Here is a 17,372-nt window from a genome sequence, read left to right as displayed (position 1 = left end):
CTGAATAAAGAATGAGGATCGTCAGTGGGTCACGGTTGCGATAAGGCCCGCCAGTGTTTCCCCCATGGCGCGCAACTCCTGCGGTGTCGCGACAAAAGGTGGCGCGAGGGAGACCGTGTCACCTGTGCAGCGCAGAAGCAGCCCGTGGCTGAGGCCAAGCTCGAACAGCTTCAGCCCCCGCGCACCGGGGGCAATTGAGTCGGGTTGCAGATCAATGGCTGCAGCCAGACCGATATTGCGGACATCGGTAACTCCCGGCGCGTGATCGAGCTTGTGGACCGTCTCCTGCAGCACGGTCTCCAGAGAAAGAACACGCTCGAACAGGTTTTCTTCCTCCATGATATCAAGCACAGCATTGCCGACAGCGGCTGCCAGAGGGTGACCCGAATAGGTGTAACCATGCGCGAATTCGATGGCATTTTCGGGTCCGGTCATGAACGTCCCATAGAGATCGCTGCGTACGAGAACGCCCCCCATGGGCACGACACCATTCGTGACCGCCTTGGCAAAGGTGATCATATCGGGAACGACATCGAATCTCTGCGCGGCAAAGGGCGCCCCAAGGCGACCAAACCCGGTAATGACCTCGTCGAAAATCAGGAGAATTCCGTGCCTAGTGCATAGTTCACGCAGGCGGCGCAGATAGCCGACAGGCGGCACGATCACCCCGGTAGAACCCTGCACCGGCTCGACGATGACAGCAGCAACTGTGCTGGCATCATGCAGCGCGACCAGACGGTCGAGATCATCTGCCAGATCGGCCCCTGCCGCAGGCTGACCATGCGAAAATGCTGCTGTGTCGGGCGTATGGGTGTGGCGCAGATGATCGACGCCATTCAGCATGCCCGCCGCAAACATCCTGCGATTGGGCACGATGCCGCCTACGGAGAGCCCACCGAAACCAACCCCGTGATAACCCCGCTCGCGCCCGATCATGCGAAATCTGCCGCCTTCGCCGCGCAGACGATGATAACCAAGGGCTATTTTCAGCGCCGTATCGACGGCCTCTGAGCCTGAATTTGTGAAAAACACATGGTCCAGACCGTCTGGCGCCATCGCAACGATCCTGTCAGCCAGCCTGACCGTGACCGGGTTGGTTACCTGAAACCCCGTGCAGTAATCGAGCGTCTCGGCCTGTGTTTTCAGCGCCTCGACAATACGCGGGTGAGCATGACCGAGGGGGGTGCACCACAGGCCCGAAAGCGTATCGAAAAGTGTAGCGCCCTCGGGCGTCCGATAATAACAGCCTCTGCCAGAGGCGATCAGGCGCGACGCCGAATTCTGCCTCACGCGCCGGTTGGCCGTAAATGGCATCCAGTACGTTCCTGCCGCAAGACTGCGCACAGGATCGAAATCGGAAGGCGACGATGCCATAAGGGGACTCTCTTGCTATTCGATCGGGGCATGGCTGGCACGCATCTCGCACAGGCGAGGCTCGCGATGGCCTCACTATTCCAATCCCGAAATAAACCTGTCTATATACAGTCAGGCGATCCCGCTGCGTATCTGTGCCGGTCCGTGCAGCGATACAGCTTCATATCGCCATACGGGCAGAGGATTTTCGCGTGGTCAGACCCTGTCTTTTTTTATTGGAGCACATGCGATCATGATCAGGCTGGACCATAATGCTGCCACCCCTCTGGTCGGTCAGATCGTCGATGCCATACGCACACGCATCGTTGCTGGCACCTGGATGGATGGAATGAAGCTTCCGTCCATCCGCAAACTTGCAGAAGGATGCGGCGTCAGCCCCCTTACCGTGTCGAATGCCTATAACCGGCTGGTTGCAGAAGGATTTCTTCAGGCCAGGCGGGCCAGCGGCTATTTTGTGACGCATGAGCCAAATGCGGCTTCCGGTGCAGTCGAGACGGCCAGCCCCCATCCTTCGGTCGACTCGCTCTGGCTGTTGCAGCGCGCCTATGAAGGCGATGTCCGGCAGATTCAGGCGGGGTGCGGCTGGCTTCCCGAAAGCTGTCTTTATACCAGCGGCGTGCGCTATGCGCTCAACAGCCTTGGTCGTCGGCCTGACATGCAGGGCCTCGGCTATGGCAACCCCTATGGGCATGACGGCCTGCGCGAGCAGATCGCGCTCAGTCTTGCGCGTCAGGGCATAGCCTGCCAGCGCAGCGGTATCATTCTCACCCATGGCGCGAGTCAGGCTCTGGAATTATCCATACGCTGCCTGACACGACCGGGTGACACGATTCTGGTTGAAGACCCCGGCTACTGCAATCTCTTTCCCGCGCTGCAGGCCTTGGGTCTCACCCTGTGCGGGGTACCCCGCCTCAAGGATGGCCCCTGCACCGAGAGCTTTGCGAGACTGGCACGCGAGAAGCGACCCAGGGCCTTCATCATCAATACCCGCCTGCACAACCCGACCGGCACCTGCTGCTCGGCGCCCGTTCTGCACAAGCTGCTGCGCATTGCCGAAGCCCATGACATCATGCTGATCGAGGATGATATTTTTGGCGATCTTGCCCCCGACACGAGCCCGACCCTCGCCTATCTGGGCCAGCTCGATCACGTGATCCGAATCAGCAGCTTCTCGAAAACCATCTCGCCCGGCCTGCGCGTCGGCTATGTCGCTGCCAGCACGGTCATTGCACGGGAAATTCTCAAGCTGAAAATGGCAAGCAGCCTGACCAGCACCTCGATTTCCGAAGCCATTGTGCATCATTGCCTCGCCGATGGGCGTTATCGCCTTCATCTGGCCAGGTTGCGCGAAAGGCTGACACATCTTCAGGAAAAGGCGCTCAGACGCTTTGCAAAAACCGGCCTCGTGCCGTTCTGCAAGCCTGAAGGCGGCATGTTTCTCTGGATGCGATTCGCCCAGGAACATGACGTGCTGCAACTCACCCGCGACGCCGCCCGAGCCAATTTTCTTTTGGCACCGGGAAGTTATTTCTCACCCGATGGCGCGCCATCGCCATGGCTGCGCTTCAATATCACCCAATGCGACAGGCCTGAGATATTCACCTTTCTCAATCAGTGGCGAGCCGCAAACAGGGGCGCGCAACGCGCTGAAACGGCCCTGTCCGCCCCCCGGTGAAACAGGCTCCTATTATTTCCACAAAAACGTTGCGCGTTCGATTTTATGCACATAGAGTTTGACAAAGGATGACGGCGCAGCCCGACCCGTGCCCTGGGCATGATGTCAGCGCTCCCCTCATCTTCAAGAAAATCGTGCTCTGACAACGCACAGCGCCCCGAGACCGTATTTAGGGGACTGACATGGGCGGTTTCGCTCAAATTGTTACGAACACCAAACGAGATGGAACGGATATGATCAAATTCACCCGCCCCACCCGATTTGATCCACGATGTCGCGTCCCGCCCCTCTCTTTTCGAACTTTGCTCTGCGCCTCGGCGCTTTTCGTCGTTCTTCCCCAATCCGGCCACGCTGCCAGCAAGGCGGAGAGCCATCGAAAATCGGGCGTTCCTTCTGCGCGTGCCGCAGGGACATCGGCGCATACTCCCCAAATAAAACGGTCTCCCACCCATATTGCCCGCTCGGGTGGCAATGAGACGATGACAGTCAGTGCCAGCCGTACGGCTTCGCGTGGCGCCGAAAACGTCATCTCCAAAGCCGTCATGGCCCAGTTCACCCCCGGCACCAGTGTCCTTAAGGCGGTTGATCGCCTCCCTGGCGTCAGCTTCAGCTCCACCGACCCGCTGGGCATCGATACATGGGGGTCGAGCATCTATGTGCGCGGCTTTTTCATGGACCAGCTCGGCGTCACGCTGGATGGTATTCCGCTCAATGACCAGACCTATGAAAGCAATAACGGCCTGAACGTCATTCAGGCCTCGATCTCGGATGATATCGAGCGTTCTGTGCTCTCCGAGGGCCCTGGCGGCGTCGATGTTCCCTCGACCTCCACGCTTGGTGGCACGCTGCAATTCGAAACCAGCGACCCCAAGGACAAGATGGGCGGAAAGATCTCGCAGGGCTTTGGCACATACAGCTCCTATCGCACCTATATACGCGGTGATTCCGGCGTCCTGAATCCGAGCGGCACCAAGGCCTTCGTGGCCTATTCGCGCAGTGAGGAAGGCAAATGGATGGGGGGTGGCACCCAGTTCCAGCAGCAGGTCGATGCCAAAATCGTGCAGCCTGTCGGCCATGACAGCGTGATCAAGGCCTTCTTCAACTGGAGCGACCTGCAGGAATGGGGCTATCAGGACACGTCTCTGGCCATGATCGACGCGCTTGGCTGGCGTGTGCCGCATCTTTATCCGAATTATGCCCTGGCCACGGCCTATGCTTCAGGTGCCGTTTCACTGCCTACCTCAGCCGCTATTCAGGCCAATGGTGACGAGCCCTATCTTTATGACGGTGGCCAGGCAGAGGTCGATTATACCGGCGGTCTGAACATGGATCTGGCGCTGACAGATCACCTGCGCTGGAAATCGACGCTCTATGGCACCAGCCAGACGGGTTATTATACCTATGCCGATTACAGCACCCCTTCCGCCGGAACGGGTGCCCCGTTCTCGGAAGAAGTCTGGCAGACCAGGCAGGAGCGTTATGGCTTCACCTCGGCCCTGAATTATCGCATCGCGCATCACACGATCGATACGGGCGTCTGGTTTGAGAACAACAACCAGCAGGCCGATCTGTTCTGGTATAACGAGCCCCTTCTCGGCACCGGATCCCCGCTGAAAACAGTGGGCCCCTATGACACCTATGGCCCTGCCTTTCTTCAGGGCTATGGCTTCATGTGGCACACCAACACATTCACCTATCATCTTGAAGATACCTGGCGGCCGCTCGATAATCTGCGCCTGACGGCCGGATTTAAATCCATGCTCTCCACCACGGCGGGTGGCGCCAATTACAATAATCCGGATTATACCGGTGCCGACGCACTGCCCAATGGCAGCATGACCGCCTCTTCGGCCTTTCTGCCCCATGTGGGCGGCAGCTGGCATTTTCTGCCGCATCATGAATTCTATTTCGACCTCGCCGAAAATATGCGCAGCTATCAGGTATTGCCCAATGGTGTAGGTAATGCGCTGTGGTCGGTGCAGGACCAGGCGACCTTCGACCAGCTGCGCCAGACCGTCAAACCCGAGCGCGACTGGGTTTATGCTGTCGGCTATCGCTATACCGACAAATACCTCCAGGCCAGCCTGGCCGGCTATCACGCCGATGCCAGTCACAGATTGCAGGCTGCCACTGAAGGCACGATTACCAACCCGGTATCGAGCGTCGCGCAGACGAGTGTTCACACCAATGGCGTGGATGCCGCCCTGACCCTTACCCCGATCAAGGGTCTCTCCCTGTATAACAGCGTGAGCTACAATCACTCTACCTATGGTGGCAACATCACGACGGCCGATGGTATTTATTATACCAAGGGCAAGAAGGTCGTGAACTATCCGCAGTTCATGTACAAGGCCAATCTGTCCTATCGCTGGAAAGGCCTCGAAACGCATTTCGATGTTCATTATTACTCGAAACGTTATTTCAGCTATACCAACGACACCTCAGTCGGCGGTTACTGGCTGACCAGTGCTGGCGCCCGATACAATGTCGGCAATTACGGTTTTGCCAAGAACATCACCATCGATTTCAATGTCTATAACCTGCTCAACTCGAAATATATCTCGATGATGGGCGAAAACGGCAACCCGATGTCGGGCGATTACCAGTCGCTCGAACGCGGCTCGCCACGACAGTTTTTCGGTACGGTCAGCACCGAGTTCTGACTCCGCTCCCTTCGCCGCAGGCGAGACCGTGCAAAGGCACATGTCCCCTGCGGCACCTTCATTTTCCAGATTTTTCGCCCTTAAGCGCCTTCTCGTTTCCGCCCCTCCGCAAGGACCGAACCCCAATGCGTTTCCTCTCCAGAAAACTGGCCGGCATGACAGCGCTGTTGCTCGCTGGCGCAGCCCTGACACCCTGCGGCAAGGCCCTTGCGGATGATCCCGTTCTGCAGACGGAAGAAAGCGATATCATCAAGCTTTCTCCGGTCACGCCCCATCGTATTCTCGTTCAGGACCCTGTCGGCCATCATGCCAAGGACGGGCGTGTCTATGTTGTCGACGCCGACCAGGGCAAACTGCTTGGCATGGTGCAGGCGGCCTATAACGGCAATGTCGTTCAGGACCCCAAAGGGCGCGCCTTCTATGTCGGCGAAACCGTCTGGTCGCGCGGCAATCGTGGCGACCGCGCCGATCTGCTTGCAACCTATGACCCGCAGACGCTCGAGATCACCAATGACGAAGTGCTGCCCGGCCGGGCGCTCGTTACACCCAAGAAGAACGATCTGACCATCAGCCACGATGGCGGCCGCGTCTATGTCTATGACATGGTGCCGACAAATGCCGTTCACGTGGTCGATACGGCCACCCACAAGGTCGCCATAAATGTCGGGCTTCCCGGCTGCGCCCTGACCTATCCCTGGGGCAATGCCGGTTTCACCTCGATCTGTGCCGATGGCAGCCTCGCCAATGTGAGCATTGGCGCCGACAAGGCCGACATCACCCATACCAAGCCGTTTTTCGACCCCGAGAAAGACGCTGTGTTCGAACACAGCCCGTCCCATAGCGAAGATGGCAAGACCTATTTCATTTCCTATAGCGGTCTGGTCTACCCTGCGACGCTCTCGGCCCATACGGTTATCGACAAGCCCTGGTCGATTCAGGAAGCCGCAGGCATGAAAGCCGCGACCAACGCCGACAGCCCGTTTACCGTCACCTGGCGCCCGGGTGGCTGGCAGCTTGCGGCCCTGCATTATGCAAGCGGCCATCTCTATGTCGCGATGCATCAGGGTACATTCTGGACGCACAAAGTGGCCGGTTCGGAGATCTGGGAACTCGACGTGGCCACGCACAAGCTGCTGCGCCGCATCAAGCTGCCCAAGCCAAGCTCGATGGTTGGCGTCACCCAGGATGCCAACCCCCTGCTCTTCACGGATGACGAGGCAGGTGATTTCTTCATCTGGGATCTGAAATCGGGCAAGATCGTCCACACCATGAAGCATCTGGGTGACGATCTCTATTTCACGGTTGCTCTGGGGGAATGATGGGCGCGCTTGCTCTGCAAATGGCCAGTGCTCTGGGCACCGATGCCGTCGGGGCCCTGTTTCTGGGCACGGGCATTGCCAAAATGCTCGACCAGCCCGGCTTTGCCTCGGTCATCGCGTCCTATCGTCTTGTCCCGCTCGGCGCAGCCTTTCCTGTTGCACGCTTGCTGACAGGCGCGCAGATTCTGCTTGGAGTCTGGCTCTGCTCCGGCGTTCTGACCCGCGCGGCCTGTCTCTGTGCCGTGATACTGCTGGTTGCGTTCGCGCTGGCCATGGGCATCAATGTCGCGCGCGGCCGTACCGGACTCTCCTGCGGCTGCCTCCCCGGCCGCAACACGCCGCTTTCCAGCCGGTCCGTCATGCAGACCCTTCTTTTGGCGCTGCTCATGCTCGGAGCCGGCAGCATCGGTCATCCCCCCGGTGCCCTGCTGGGCGCGATTACCCTGCTGGGCGGTGTTTCCCTTCTGCTTCTGGCGCTCGCCGCCTCTCAGCTCGGCAACGCAGGAGACGCGGCATGACGGTTTTTCTGCTCATCTCCACCCTGCTTCTGGCGGGGCTGTGCTGCGCCCTCGCCCTTGCCGTTCTGGTGCTGGCCCGACAGATCGGCGTGCTGCATGAACGTATCGCTCCTATCGGGCAACAGCCTGTTCTCTCCGGCCTGCAGGCCGGGCAGGCCCTGCCCCGTATCACCGCGCGGCGCCTTGATGACTCTCCTTTCATTCTGGGTGGACAGCATGACACCGGCAGGTCGAGCCTGATCCTGTTTGTCTCGCCCGATTGCCCTGTCTGCAAACGCGTTCTGCCCATCGTGCAGGCTCAGGCCAGCATCCATGATCTCGATCTTGTTCTTGCAGGCGAAGGCGATGTCGTGGCCCTGCGTGCCATGGCTGCAGGCATCCGTCTTGGGGCAACACCTTTCGTGACCAGCCAGGAGCTGCTCCTGCTGCTTCAGATCGGCAGACTGCCCATGCTCGTTACCCTCGATGCCCGTGGCGTGATCACAGCACGTGACGTGGCCAATACCAGACAACAGGTCGAGGCGCTGATTGCGACCCTTCCTGCTCCCCCTTCCCCCTCGCTTGAGACCAAGGAGTTCCTCCATGACGCAGTCTGAACTGATTTCGGGCCGCGCGATCCAGGACGGTGTCTCGTCCAGCCCGCTCGACCGGCTAACGGAACGCCTGACACGGCGTGTCGCCGGCCACAGCTCGCGACGCAGCGTGCTTGGTCGCCTTGGCGCCTGGGCGACATTCGGCGCCATCGTGCCGCTTCTGCCGGTCGAACGTGCCTCTGCTGCAACCCCTACGAAGAAGGACGATAAGGCTACCGCAAAGGCGCCTTCTCCTTTTGCTGCCAAGGCACAGACAACCGATCCGACCGCCTGTGACTACTGGCGCTACTGCGCCATCGACGGCTTTCTCTGCGCGTCATGCGGCGGCGGTGTGCATAGCTGCCCCCCGGGCACACGCCCGTCGCCTACTTCATGGATCGGCACCTGCTTCAACCCGCGTGACGGCCAGTCCTATCTCGTGGCCTATCGCGATTGCTGCGGGCAGGATGCCTGCAGCCAGCCCCCCTGTCTCGGCACGGATGGCGACCAGCCCAGCTATCGCCCCCAGGCCAATAACGACATCATCTGGTGCTTCGGCACGGGTGCGCTCGTCTATAACTGCTCCACATCCGTCATCGTCGGAAACGCTTCATGATCAGACGTCTCCTTCCCTTCGCAAGCCTTCTGGCCCTGCCGCTTCTTACCGGTGGCCTCGCCCATGCCGAAGACGGTGCGGCCATCTACAACGCCAATTGCAGCGTCTGCCATCAGGCAGGCGGCGCAGGCTCTCCGGGGCAGTTCCCCCCGCTGGCCGGACGTATCGGCAAGATCGCTGCAACGCCTGAAGGCAAGACTTATGTCGCCGATGTGCTACTCAATGGCGTTCACGGCACGATCGAGGCAGGCGGCGCCAGCTATATGGGCTTCATGCCCTCGTTCAAGGCTCTCACAGACGACCAACTCGCCATGGTGCTGACCTATATCAGCTCCCTCAATTCGCCGGGCGCCCCGGCCTTTACCGCCGATGAGGTCAAGACTGCGCGCGCCGCGCCGAAGAAGGCCAAGGAAATTCTCGCCGAAAGAAAGGCCCTGAATGACGCGCATCCGCTTCCCTGATTTTCTGCTCGTTGGCGCTCTTTTCCTGCTCGGCCTCGCGGGTGCGGGCGGGGCAAGGGCGGCGACACAGACCCATACGGTAACGAATTATCTGACCCATTGCGGCGGCTGCCACGGGATCGAGGGAATTTCAGGCAGGACATTCGTGCCCACACTGCGCGATCAGGTCGGATGGTTCGTCTGCTCACCGGAAGGCCGGGATTATCTCGTGCGTGTTCCGGGAATTTCGATGTCGCTGATACGTGATGATCAGGAACTGGCTGATGTCCTGAATTTTGTCGTCTTCCGTCTGGGTGGTTCCAGCACACCGACAGGAACGAGGCCATTTACCGCTGCGGAAGTGCATAAGCTGCGGGCCCAGCCTCTACAGACCGACGACCTGATGGCCCTACGTGCCGAAGTGCTCAGCCGCGCCCGCGCCGCCTGCCCCCATTGACGGCGGGTTCTGCTCAAACAGCATTGAGCCGGTGGGGTGCTTTCGCCAGCTCGGCTGCGTATCCGTCAGGAACAAGCTGTGGAGTAAGCAGAGGTCAGCCCGGCGCGTGACACAGAATGGGAAAAGCAGGCCCGGCAGCCCCTCATTGGCAGCCCATGGAATAAACGTCTCACTGACCTCAAAGGTGACACAGGACTACCCCTGCAGACGGCCTTATCAACACCAGAGACGATGCGGAACGTTGGCCCCTGCTCCCTCCTGCCATGTCCTGCGAAACACTACCTGGGATAAGCCGCAGCTACTTCCAGCACAGACGCTCATCGGGGACGCCTTGCTGACAGAGCCTCCTGAGAGAAAGATCACGTTTGCTCACGCGCCTGCTGGTATTGATGGCAGGCGCGGCATTTCAAACCCTTCAAGCGGTCTTTTCAGCCCGCCAAAGCCTGCGGGTTTGCCGTCATGAAGCCCTGCAGGGAACGATATCCTGTTTCCTGCACACCCAGCAGGCTTTCCAGATGCTCCAGATTATTCACCAGACCGCGTGCCTGAACCGCACCTGTGGGGTCGAGTAGCACGGCAAAAGGCACGCGATCCACACCAAGCAGGCGGCCAATCGCCGGATCATTGACGAAGCCGTTTTCAGACAGGCCCAGTGCAGCGATTGTGCGTTTCTGCGCCTCGTCGCTTTCATCACCACAATAGAGCAAAGACAGGTGCTCACGCCGGGCAAAATCATTGATGATGGGCACCATCTTGCGCGAAACAGGGCAGGAGCCGGAAACAAAAACCAGAAGCTGGGGCCGCCCGTCATCGCGGCTTCCCCCTGCCGTCACCTCACGCCCTGAAAGGCTGAGCAGGCGTGTGGCTGGCAGATGATCGATGGCCGCTGCCGTGGGCGCCAGAGCCCCCAGAGGTGCGATACGACGATAGAAGCCCCTCACACGCTGAAACAGCAGCGCGATTACCGCACACAGGCCGAAAACCACCAGCCAGATGACAGATTGCGCGCAGATCAGTGTTGTCGTGTCGCTCATTGACGGGTTTCCTTCACACGCTTCCAGACGCGACGCTTGAGCAGGGCCAGAAGTGTCCCGAGACCCGCAAGATAGATCAGAACGACCAGCCCGGTATGCGAGCGCGCTTCGCGGTGAGGATGGGCCACCCAGTCGAGAAAAGCACCAACATCGTGTGACATCTGGGGTATCGTCGCCTTTGTCCCGTCAGCATAGGTGACCTGCCCGTCATGAAGCGGCGGCGGCATGCCGATATGGTTCTGGGCAAAAGCCGTATTGTAATAAGACCCCGGTGCCAGAACGACATCCGAAGGTTTGGGGGCATAGGAACGCAGGATGGTCTCGATCCGCCTGGCGCCCCCTTCTTCGGTCATGGCAAGGCGCGAGAAATCAGGCGGCAAATCACCATGATTGGCCAGGCGCGCCATGGCCTCATTTGGATAGGGCGACCCGATCGGGTCGGAGGGATGCGCCGCACGTGTCTTGGGATCACCATCGTCGTCGAGCCCGTCGGGAACCTGACGCGAGGCCGCATAGGCCTTGATATCGGGCACAGCGAGGCCGATTCCGGAAAGATCGGCAAATGTCACATGGTTGAGACTGTGGCACGTGCTGCAGACCTGCCGATAAACCTGAAACCCTCGCTGTTCGGGCGTGGCAGCCTGCGCCGACAGAGGCAGAGCCAGAAACACGCCAAGGAAATACCGCTTCATGCGCCCTCTCCCCTCAGGGTGGCAGGCTCGGGACGGGTAATTTCCACCCTTGGCAGAAATGGCAGCAGGATCAGGAAATAGGCGTAGTAATACGCCACGCTGATGCGACTGAGTGCGAGCCAGAGCCCGGTGGGCTTGTGCATTCCCGCAACGCCCAGCGCGATGAAGGCAGCGAATAATGCCAGAAGTGCCCAGCGCAGAACCGGGCGATATCGCGCCGATCTGACGGGTGAGCGATCAAGCCATGGTACGGCAAACAACACGACAAGACTACCCGCTGTCAGAATGAGGCCACCCAGCTTGGACGGAACGGCGCGCAAAATGGCGTAGAAAGGGGCAAAATACCATTCCGGCGTAATATCGCCTGGCGTCACCAGCGGGTTGGCCATCGCATAATTATTGGCCAGCGTCAGGAGATCGGGCGCAAAGAAGATCAGCGCCGCATACACCATGAGAAAAAGGCAAAGACCAAGTCCATCCTTGGTGGTGTAATAGGGATGGAAAGGCACGACATCAGCCGATGTTTTTGGTTCCACCCCTGTCGGGTTGTTGGACCCCACCACGTGAAGCGCCGCCACATGCAGCACGATCACGCCGATGATGGAAAAAGCCGTCACGAAATGCAGGACATAGATCCGGTGCAGGGCAACCGACCCAAGCCCCTCGCCGCCCAGCAGCCATGAGGCCAGTGCCGGGCCGATCAATGGCACGGCGTTCATGGCATTGATGACGACTGTTGCCCCCCAATAGGACATCTGGCCCCAGGGCAGGATATACCCCGCAAAGGCAGCAATCATGACCAGAATGAACAGACCGAGCCCCGTCAGCCAGAGCAGTTCGCGCGGCGCCTTGTAGGAACCATAATAAAGACTGCGCGCCATATGCACATAAAGTGCCGCGAAAAGCATCGAGACACCACCCATATGGATGGCGCGCACAAGCCAGCCCGATGACACATGGCGGTCGATCGTCTCGATGCTGTTGAACGCCTCGGCCACGCTCGGCGTGTAATTGAGGGCGAGAAAAATGCCGCTCACGATCAGGAGCGCCAGGGCGATGGTGGCAAACGCCCCGAAATTCCAGAGATAGGTCAGATTGCGCGGCATGGCGAAATCGACATATTCGCGCCGAAATGCCGAAATGATGGGCAGGCGTGCTTCCAGCCAGCCTGCAGGCGTGTTGTCCGGTTTGCTCATGGTCGCCGCTCAGATCTGCTGGATGGAGGCGATGGAAAATGCCGGGTCGCCCTTGCTCTGGCCAATACGCACATGGGTGGCAGAAAGCATGGTAACCGGCGGCACGGGAAGATTATAGGGTGCAGGCGCGTCCTTATAGACGCGACCCGCCACGTCGAATTGCGAGCCGTGGCAGGGGCAGGAATATTTTCCCGATTTATCGTTGGGTGACGGCGTGGCGTAGGAGGGCACACAGCCGAGATGGGTACAGATACCGATCAGCACGCCAATTTCGGGCACGACAGAGCGATGCCAGTTTGTCGCGTCTTTCGGCTGCTGCAGGATTTTCGAGTCGGGGTCGCGCAGACGCTGCACGATATCGGCTGTTTTCAGCGATGCGAGCATTTCGGGTGTGCGCTTCTGTATAAATACAGGCCAGCCGCGCCAGGTCACGACCAGCTGTTGGCCGGGGCGCAAGGCGGCGATATCGACATCGATCGAGTCATCTTCGCCAAGAGACGTATTTTTCGTACCGTTCAGACTGTCGAGAAAGGGATAGGCCAGGGCGCAGGCGCCAACACATCCGGCCCCCACAATGACAGTCGACAGCACATCGCGTCGCCTCGCCCCTCCTCCAGGTATCGGACAGGAGGGAGAGGGGGTGGGGCGGTCTGCGTCCTGAGTCATGAAGTCCTGCTTGAATAGGATGATTTAATCATCCCGGGCTCGCAAAATCGTGTCAACATCAAAACAACTTCCCGCGTCGAAATAGAAGAGCGCACTTGCAATCCTGCGCGACACTGGTGATCCTTCCGAAACGAGCGGCGCCACAAAAAAGCGAGAGATCACAACGACATGAGAACGATTCTTATCAACGGTGAATCGCATGACGTCGATGTTCCGGATGACATGCCGCTCTTATGGGTTCTGCGTGACATTCTGGGGCTGACTGGCACAAAATATGGCTGCGGCATCGCACAATGCGGTGCCTGTACCGTGCACGTGGCAGGCCAGCCTGCGCGCGCCTGTCAGCTGCCTGTTTCACTTGTGGGCGACCGACCCGTAACCACCATCGAAGCCATTGGTCAGACCGCGCTCGGTCAACGCGTGCAGGAGGCCTGGCTGGAAGAACAGGTCATTCAGTGCGGTTATTGCCAGTCCGGGCAGATCATGGCGGCAACCGCCCTGCTCCAGACCACGCCGGCACCGAGCGACGACGATATCGATGACGCCATGTCGGGTAATATCTGCCGCTGTGGCACCTATGTGCGCATACGCGCCGCCATTCACAAGGCTGCCAGCAATGCGTAAGCCCCATCAGATCGGCCCTGTGCTCAACCGCCGTGCCATTTTGCGTGCCGCCCTCGCTACAGGCGGCGGATTGATGCTTTCCGGTGTTATTCCCGGCCTGCCAGGTGCCCGCGCCGAAGCAGCAGGCGCTTTCACACCCAACGCCTTCATACGCATCGATCGCGAGGGCGCCATTACCTTCATCATGCGTCATGCCGAAATGGGCCAGGGTATCTATACCGGGGTCGCCATGCTGATCGCCGAAGAGCTTGAGGTGCCGCTCGACAAGATTACCCTCGAAGCCGCCCCTGCCGATACGCGCTATGTCGACAAGGCTGCCGGTGAGGAAGTGACGGGAGGTTCGGCTTCGACACGCGATAGCTGGATCCCGTTGCGTCAGGCGGGGGCAGCAGCACGGATCATGCTCCTGCGCGCCGCTGCCGCAAGATGGTCGGTTCCGGTCGAAAGCTGTGTGGCACGAGAAGGGGCCATTCTGCATCCGGATTCAGGCCGCAGCCTTCCTTATGGTGCCTTGGCAGAAGATGCCGCCCGTCAGACTGTTCCCGACCCCATTCCCCTGAAAGACCCCGCGCAGTTCCGCCTGATCGGGACCAGCCCGCAGCGGATGGATACGCATGCCAAGAGCAATGGCAGCGCGCTGTTCGGTATGGATGTGCGTGTCGATGGCATGAAAATCGGCCGTATCATGGCCTGTCCGGTCAAGGGGGGAACGCTGGCAGGCTTCGACCGCGACGCGGCGATGAAAATTCCCGGTGTGATCGATATTATCACCCTTCCCGATGCGCTTGCCGTTATCGGCGCGCATAGCTGGGCCGCCATTTCGGGGCTCAGGGCAGCAAATCCGCAATGGAATTTCGGCCGGAATGCCGGGGTATCGAGCGCCACATTGCTCGAAGCACTGAAGAATGCATCGGCAAAAACCGGGCTCGTCGCGAAAAAGACCGGCGATGTCGAGTCCGCGCTTGCGAGCGCCTCTACCCGCATCGACGCTGTCTACGAACTGCCCTTTCTGGCCCATGCGGCGCTTGAACCCATCAATACCACGCTGCATATCCGCCCCGATTCCGCCGATGTCTGGGTGGGAACGCAGGTGCCCATACGCGCCCGGCAGGAGGTTGCGGACGCCACTGGCCTGCCACCAGAGCGCATTACCGTGCATAATCACCTGATCGGTGGCGGTTTTGGCCGCAGGCTTGATTCGAATTCGATCGGCCAGGCGGCACGCCTTGCAAAACAGGTACCCTATCCGGTCAAGCTGTTCTGGACGCGTGAGGAGGATATCCGTCAGGACCAGTTCCGCCCGTTCTATTATGACCGCATCACGGCCGGGCTTGATGACAAGGGCATGATCAAGGCGTGGCACCACCGTACCACCGGGTCCTTCGTCTTGGCGCGCTGGGCGCCTGAAGGGTTGCAGAACGGACTTGATTCCGATGCCGTCGAAGGCGCTACCGAAACACCCTATGCCATTCCCGCCCAGCGTAACGAGGCCGTGCAATGCGAGCCGGAAGGGCTGACAACCCTGTGGTGGCGCGGCGTCGGCCCGACCCATAACGTGTTTGTTGTCGAGGGCATGATCGACGAACTGGCCCATGCCGCCGGCAATGACCCGCTCACCTTTCGCCGCAGACATCTCGGTCCCTCCCCCAGAGGGCTGAAAGTTCTCGACGAAGCCGCGAAACAATCAGGCTGGGGACGCATATTACCAAAAGGGCACGGGCTCGGCATCGCGCTTCATTATTCCTTCCAGAGCTGGGCTGCGACCATTCTCGAAGTCAGGGTTGAGGAAAACGGGCAGATCCATCTGGTGAGGGCCGATACGGCGGTCGATTGCGGGCCTGTCGTCTTTCCCGATGCCGTGCGTGCGCAAATCCAGGGCGGCCTGATTTTCGGTCTGACCATGGCGCTTTACAACGAAATCACCTTTCGCGACGGTCAGGCGGAGCAAAGCAATTTTCATGATTATCGCATGATGCGCCTCAATGAGGCGCCCGATATCCGTGTGCATCTCGTCTCCGATCCGACAGCAGAGATCGGTGGTATCGGCGAGGTCGGCACCGTGGCGGCAGCCCCCGCGCTGGCCAATGCCATTTTCGCAGCAACCGGAAAACGCCTGAGGCGCATTCCATTCGTGCCGCAGATGAATGCCCCGAAAAACCCCGAAAATACTGGGGAGAAAGGCGCATGAAACGCCGCATCGTTTTCTCCGCCTCCGCCCTGATGTCCCTGACCATCGGGCTTAGCAGCGCCGCACAGGCACAACAGGCCCAGCCGGAAACGCAGCAGCCTGCCTCGGGGGAAAGCGCCCAAGTTACACGCGGCCGCGCCCTATTCGTCGCAGCCGATTGCGCAGCGTGCCACCTCTCGCAGGATGGCCGTGCCCTGACGGGCGGGCGCGTCTTCACCCTGCCCTTCGGATCGATTCATGCGGTCAACATCACCCCGGATCGTGAGACGGGCATTGGGGCCTATACCGACAAGGCCTGGCTGAAAATGCTTCGCAAAGGTGTGGGTCTGGGGGGCAAGCATCTCTATCCCGTCATGCCCTACACCTCTTACACCCTGCTGAGCGATGACGATGCGCTGGCCATAAAGGCCTATTTGTTCACCCTGCCCGCCATTCATGCCCCTGCCCCGAAAAACAGCCTGTCCTTTCCGTTCAACCAGCGCTGGACCATGATTTTCTGGAACTGGTTCAATAATCCAAACCGACGCATGGCGACGGATACCACCCACTCTGCGCAATGGAATCGCGGGGCCTATCTTGCCGAGGCGCTGGGCCATTGCGGACAGTGCCATACGCCGCGCAATTTCATGTTCGGCCTCAGCAGCCGCGCCTATGCCGGGGCGGTGCAGGTGGGATGGACCGCCTATAATCTGACCTCCGACCGCGAGCATGGGCTTGGGGCCTGGAGCGATGACGACCTCTTCAGCTATCTCTCAACCGGCCACGCCAAAGGCCACGGCCCTGCCTCCGGCCCCATGGCAGAAGCCATAGAGCACAGCCTCAGCCAGCTACCCGCTGATGATATTCGTGCGATGGTCGTCTATCTGCGCGATATCCCGGCGCAGCCTGATGGCCCCAGTCGAAACCATGGGCAGATTGCCGAAAATGATGGTCCCTCGGCGGGCAGGCATGTATTCCAGCAGGCTTGCGCCGGATGTCATATGGAGGATGGATCGGGCCGCCAGTCGGACTGGGCCGCTCTTGGCGGCAGTCATTCGTTGAGCGACCCGTCAGCCACCAATCTGGTTTCCGTGCTCAGAGAGGGCACTTCCCTTCAGACCGCTCATGGCGCCATGACGATGCAGAAATTCACCTCTGCCTACACGCCGGAAGAACTCTCAGCGCTGTCTTCCTGGATGCTGCATCATTTCGGCGGGGTAAATGCCTCGGTCGATCCCACAAAATTCAGACCCTGAATCCCTGCCTCGTAACCGGTGACGCGTAGGGGCCTGAAAACCCGTGTTCAGGCCCTGTCTGATACGAGACTGGTATTTTCCAGCCAGGATCAGAAAATGCTCA

The 17,372-nt window shown here is 59.8% G+C and carries 16 protein-coding genes; 11 read left to right on the top strand and 5 right to left on the bottom strand.

What is annotated here, in order from left to right:
* Positions 1-21 precede the first annotated feature (21 nt).
* Positions 22-1,374, bottom strand: a complete 1,353-nt coding sequence (locus tag IEV53_RS05080) for an aminotransferase class III-fold pyridoxal phosphate-dependent enzyme (protein ID WP_188425699.1) — start codon at positions 1,372-1,374, stop codon at positions 22-24.
* A 232-nt stretch (positions 1,375-1,606) separates the two neighbouring features.
* On the opposite strand from IEV53_RS05080, the gene IEV53_RS05075 reads away from it, so the two are divergent.
* The 8 genes from IEV53_RS05075 (at position 1,607) to IEV53_RS05040 (ending at position 9,634) form a co-directional block, all read left to right on the top strand.
* On the top strand, positions 1,607-3,049 hold the full coding sequence (locus IEV53_RS05075) for an aminotransferase-like domain-containing protein (protein WP_188425698.1): 1,443 nt from the start codon (positions 1,607-1,609) through the stop codon (positions 3,047-3,049).
* A gap of 479 nt (positions 3,050-3,528) precedes the next feature.
* Positions 3,529-5,712, top strand: coding sequence for a TonB-dependent receptor (locus tag IEV53_RS05070; RefSeq protein ID WP_188425697.1), 2,184 nt, complete (start codon positions 3,529-3,531; stop codon positions 5,710-5,712).
* 125 nt (positions 5,713-5,837) lie between these two features.
* Positions 5,838-7,031 carry an amine dehydrogenase large subunit gene (locus IEV53_RS05065; RefSeq protein ID WP_188425696.1) on the top strand — a complete coding sequence of 398 codons (1,194 nt, stop codon included), beginning with the start codon at positions 5,838-5,840 and terminating at the stop codon, positions 7,029-7,031.
* The gene (locus tag IEV53_RS05060) at positions 7,028-7,549 is read left to right on the top strand and encodes a MauE/DoxX family redox-associated membrane protein (RefSeq protein ID WP_229719611.1); all 522 of its coding nucleotides are present in this window, start codon (positions 7,028-7,030) and stop codon (positions 7,547-7,549) included. Before IEV53_RS05065 ends, IEV53_RS05060 begins: the two co-directional genes overlap by 4 nt.
* A complete protein-coding gene (locus tag IEV53_RS05055; RefSeq protein WP_188425695.1) occupies positions 7,546-8,145 on the top strand; it encodes a thioredoxin domain-containing protein in 600 nt (199 codons plus the stop codon). Before IEV53_RS05060 ends, IEV53_RS05055 begins: the two co-directional genes overlap by 4 nt.
* The gene (mauA, locus tag IEV53_RS05050) at positions 8,132-8,737 is read left to right on the top strand and encodes a methylamine dehydrogenase (amicyanin) small subunit (RefSeq protein ID WP_188425694.1); all 606 of its coding nucleotides are present in this window, start codon (positions 8,132-8,134) and stop codon (positions 8,735-8,737) included. Before IEV53_RS05055 ends, mauA begins: the two co-directional genes overlap by 14 nt.
* Positions 8,734-9,198 carry a c-type cytochrome gene (locus IEV53_RS05045; RefSeq protein ID WP_188425693.1) on the top strand — a complete coding sequence of 155 codons (465 nt, stop codon included), beginning with the start codon at positions 8,734-8,736 and terminating at the stop codon, positions 9,196-9,198. The genes mauA and IEV53_RS05045 overlap by 4 nt, the downstream gene beginning before the upstream one ends.
* A complete protein-coding gene (locus tag IEV53_RS05040; RefSeq protein WP_229719608.1) occupies positions 9,176-9,634 on the top strand; it encodes a c-type cytochrome in 459 nt (152 codons plus the stop codon). The genes IEV53_RS05045 and IEV53_RS05040 overlap by 23 nt, the downstream gene beginning before the upstream one ends.
* 428 nt (positions 9,635-10,062) lie before the next feature.
* Here the strand turns inward: IEV53_RS05040 and IEV53_RS05035 are convergent, their stop codons facing one another.
* Genes IEV53_RS05035 through petA form a run of 4 tightly spaced genes read right to left on the bottom strand, consistent with a single transcriptional unit; the run spans position 10,063 to position 13,222 of the window.
* Positions 10,063-10,668, bottom strand: coding sequence for a thioredoxin domain-containing protein (locus tag IEV53_RS05035; protein ID WP_188425692.1), 606 nt, complete (start codon positions 10,666-10,668; stop codon positions 10,063-10,065).
* On the bottom strand, positions 10,665-11,360 hold the full coding sequence (locus tag IEV53_RS05030; RefSeq protein WP_188425691.1) for a cytochrome c1: 696 nt from the start codon (positions 11,358-11,360) through the stop codon (positions 10,665-10,667). Before IEV53_RS05030 ends, IEV53_RS05035 begins: the two co-directional genes overlap by 4 nt.
* Complete coding sequence (locus tag IEV53_RS05025; protein WP_188425690.1) at positions 11,357-12,556, bottom strand: cytochrome b; 1,200 nt, start codon at positions 12,554-12,556, stop codon at positions 11,357-11,359. Before IEV53_RS05025 ends, IEV53_RS05030 begins: the two co-directional genes overlap by 4 nt.
* Positions 12,557-12,565: 9 nt before the next feature.
* On the bottom strand, positions 12,566-13,222 hold the full coding sequence (gene petA, locus IEV53_RS05020; RefSeq protein ID WP_188425689.1) for a ubiquinol-cytochrome c reductase iron-sulfur subunit: 657 nt from the start codon (positions 13,220-13,222) through the stop codon (positions 12,566-12,568).
* Positions 13,223-13,390: 168 nt separating this feature from the next.
* Between petA and IEV53_RS05015 the strand changes: the two genes are divergently transcribed.
* From IEV53_RS05015 to IEV53_RS05005, 3 genes are read left to right on the top strand one after another with little or no spacing between them, the layout of a single operon-like run.
* Positions 13,391-13,846: a (2Fe-2S)-binding protein gene (locus IEV53_RS05015; RefSeq protein WP_188425688.1), complete on the top strand. Its 456-nt coding sequence runs from the start codon at positions 13,391-13,393 to the stop codon at positions 13,844-13,846.
* Positions 13,839-16,034: a xanthine dehydrogenase family protein molybdopterin-binding subunit gene (locus IEV53_RS05010; protein ID WP_188425687.1), complete on the top strand. Its 2,196-nt coding sequence runs from the start codon at positions 13,839-13,841 to the stop codon at positions 16,032-16,034. Before IEV53_RS05015 ends, IEV53_RS05010 begins: the two co-directional genes overlap by 8 nt.
* Positions 16,031-17,269 (top strand): cytochrome c, encoded by a 1,239-nt coding sequence (locus IEV53_RS05005; protein ID WP_229719605.1) that lies wholly within the window; start codon positions 16,031-16,033, stop codon positions 17,267-17,269. Before IEV53_RS05010 ends, IEV53_RS05005 begins: the two co-directional genes overlap by 4 nt.
* The last annotated feature ends 103 nt before the right edge of the window (positions 17,270-17,372 follow it).

The organism is Asaia siamensis (assembly GCF_014635085.1).
GTDB lineage: Bacteria > Pseudomonadota > Alphaproteobacteria > Acetobacterales > Acetobacteraceae > Asaia > Asaia siamensis.
The sequence above is the reverse complement of the archived record's forward strand: the minus strand, read 5'-3'. Positions and strand labels throughout refer to the sequence as shown.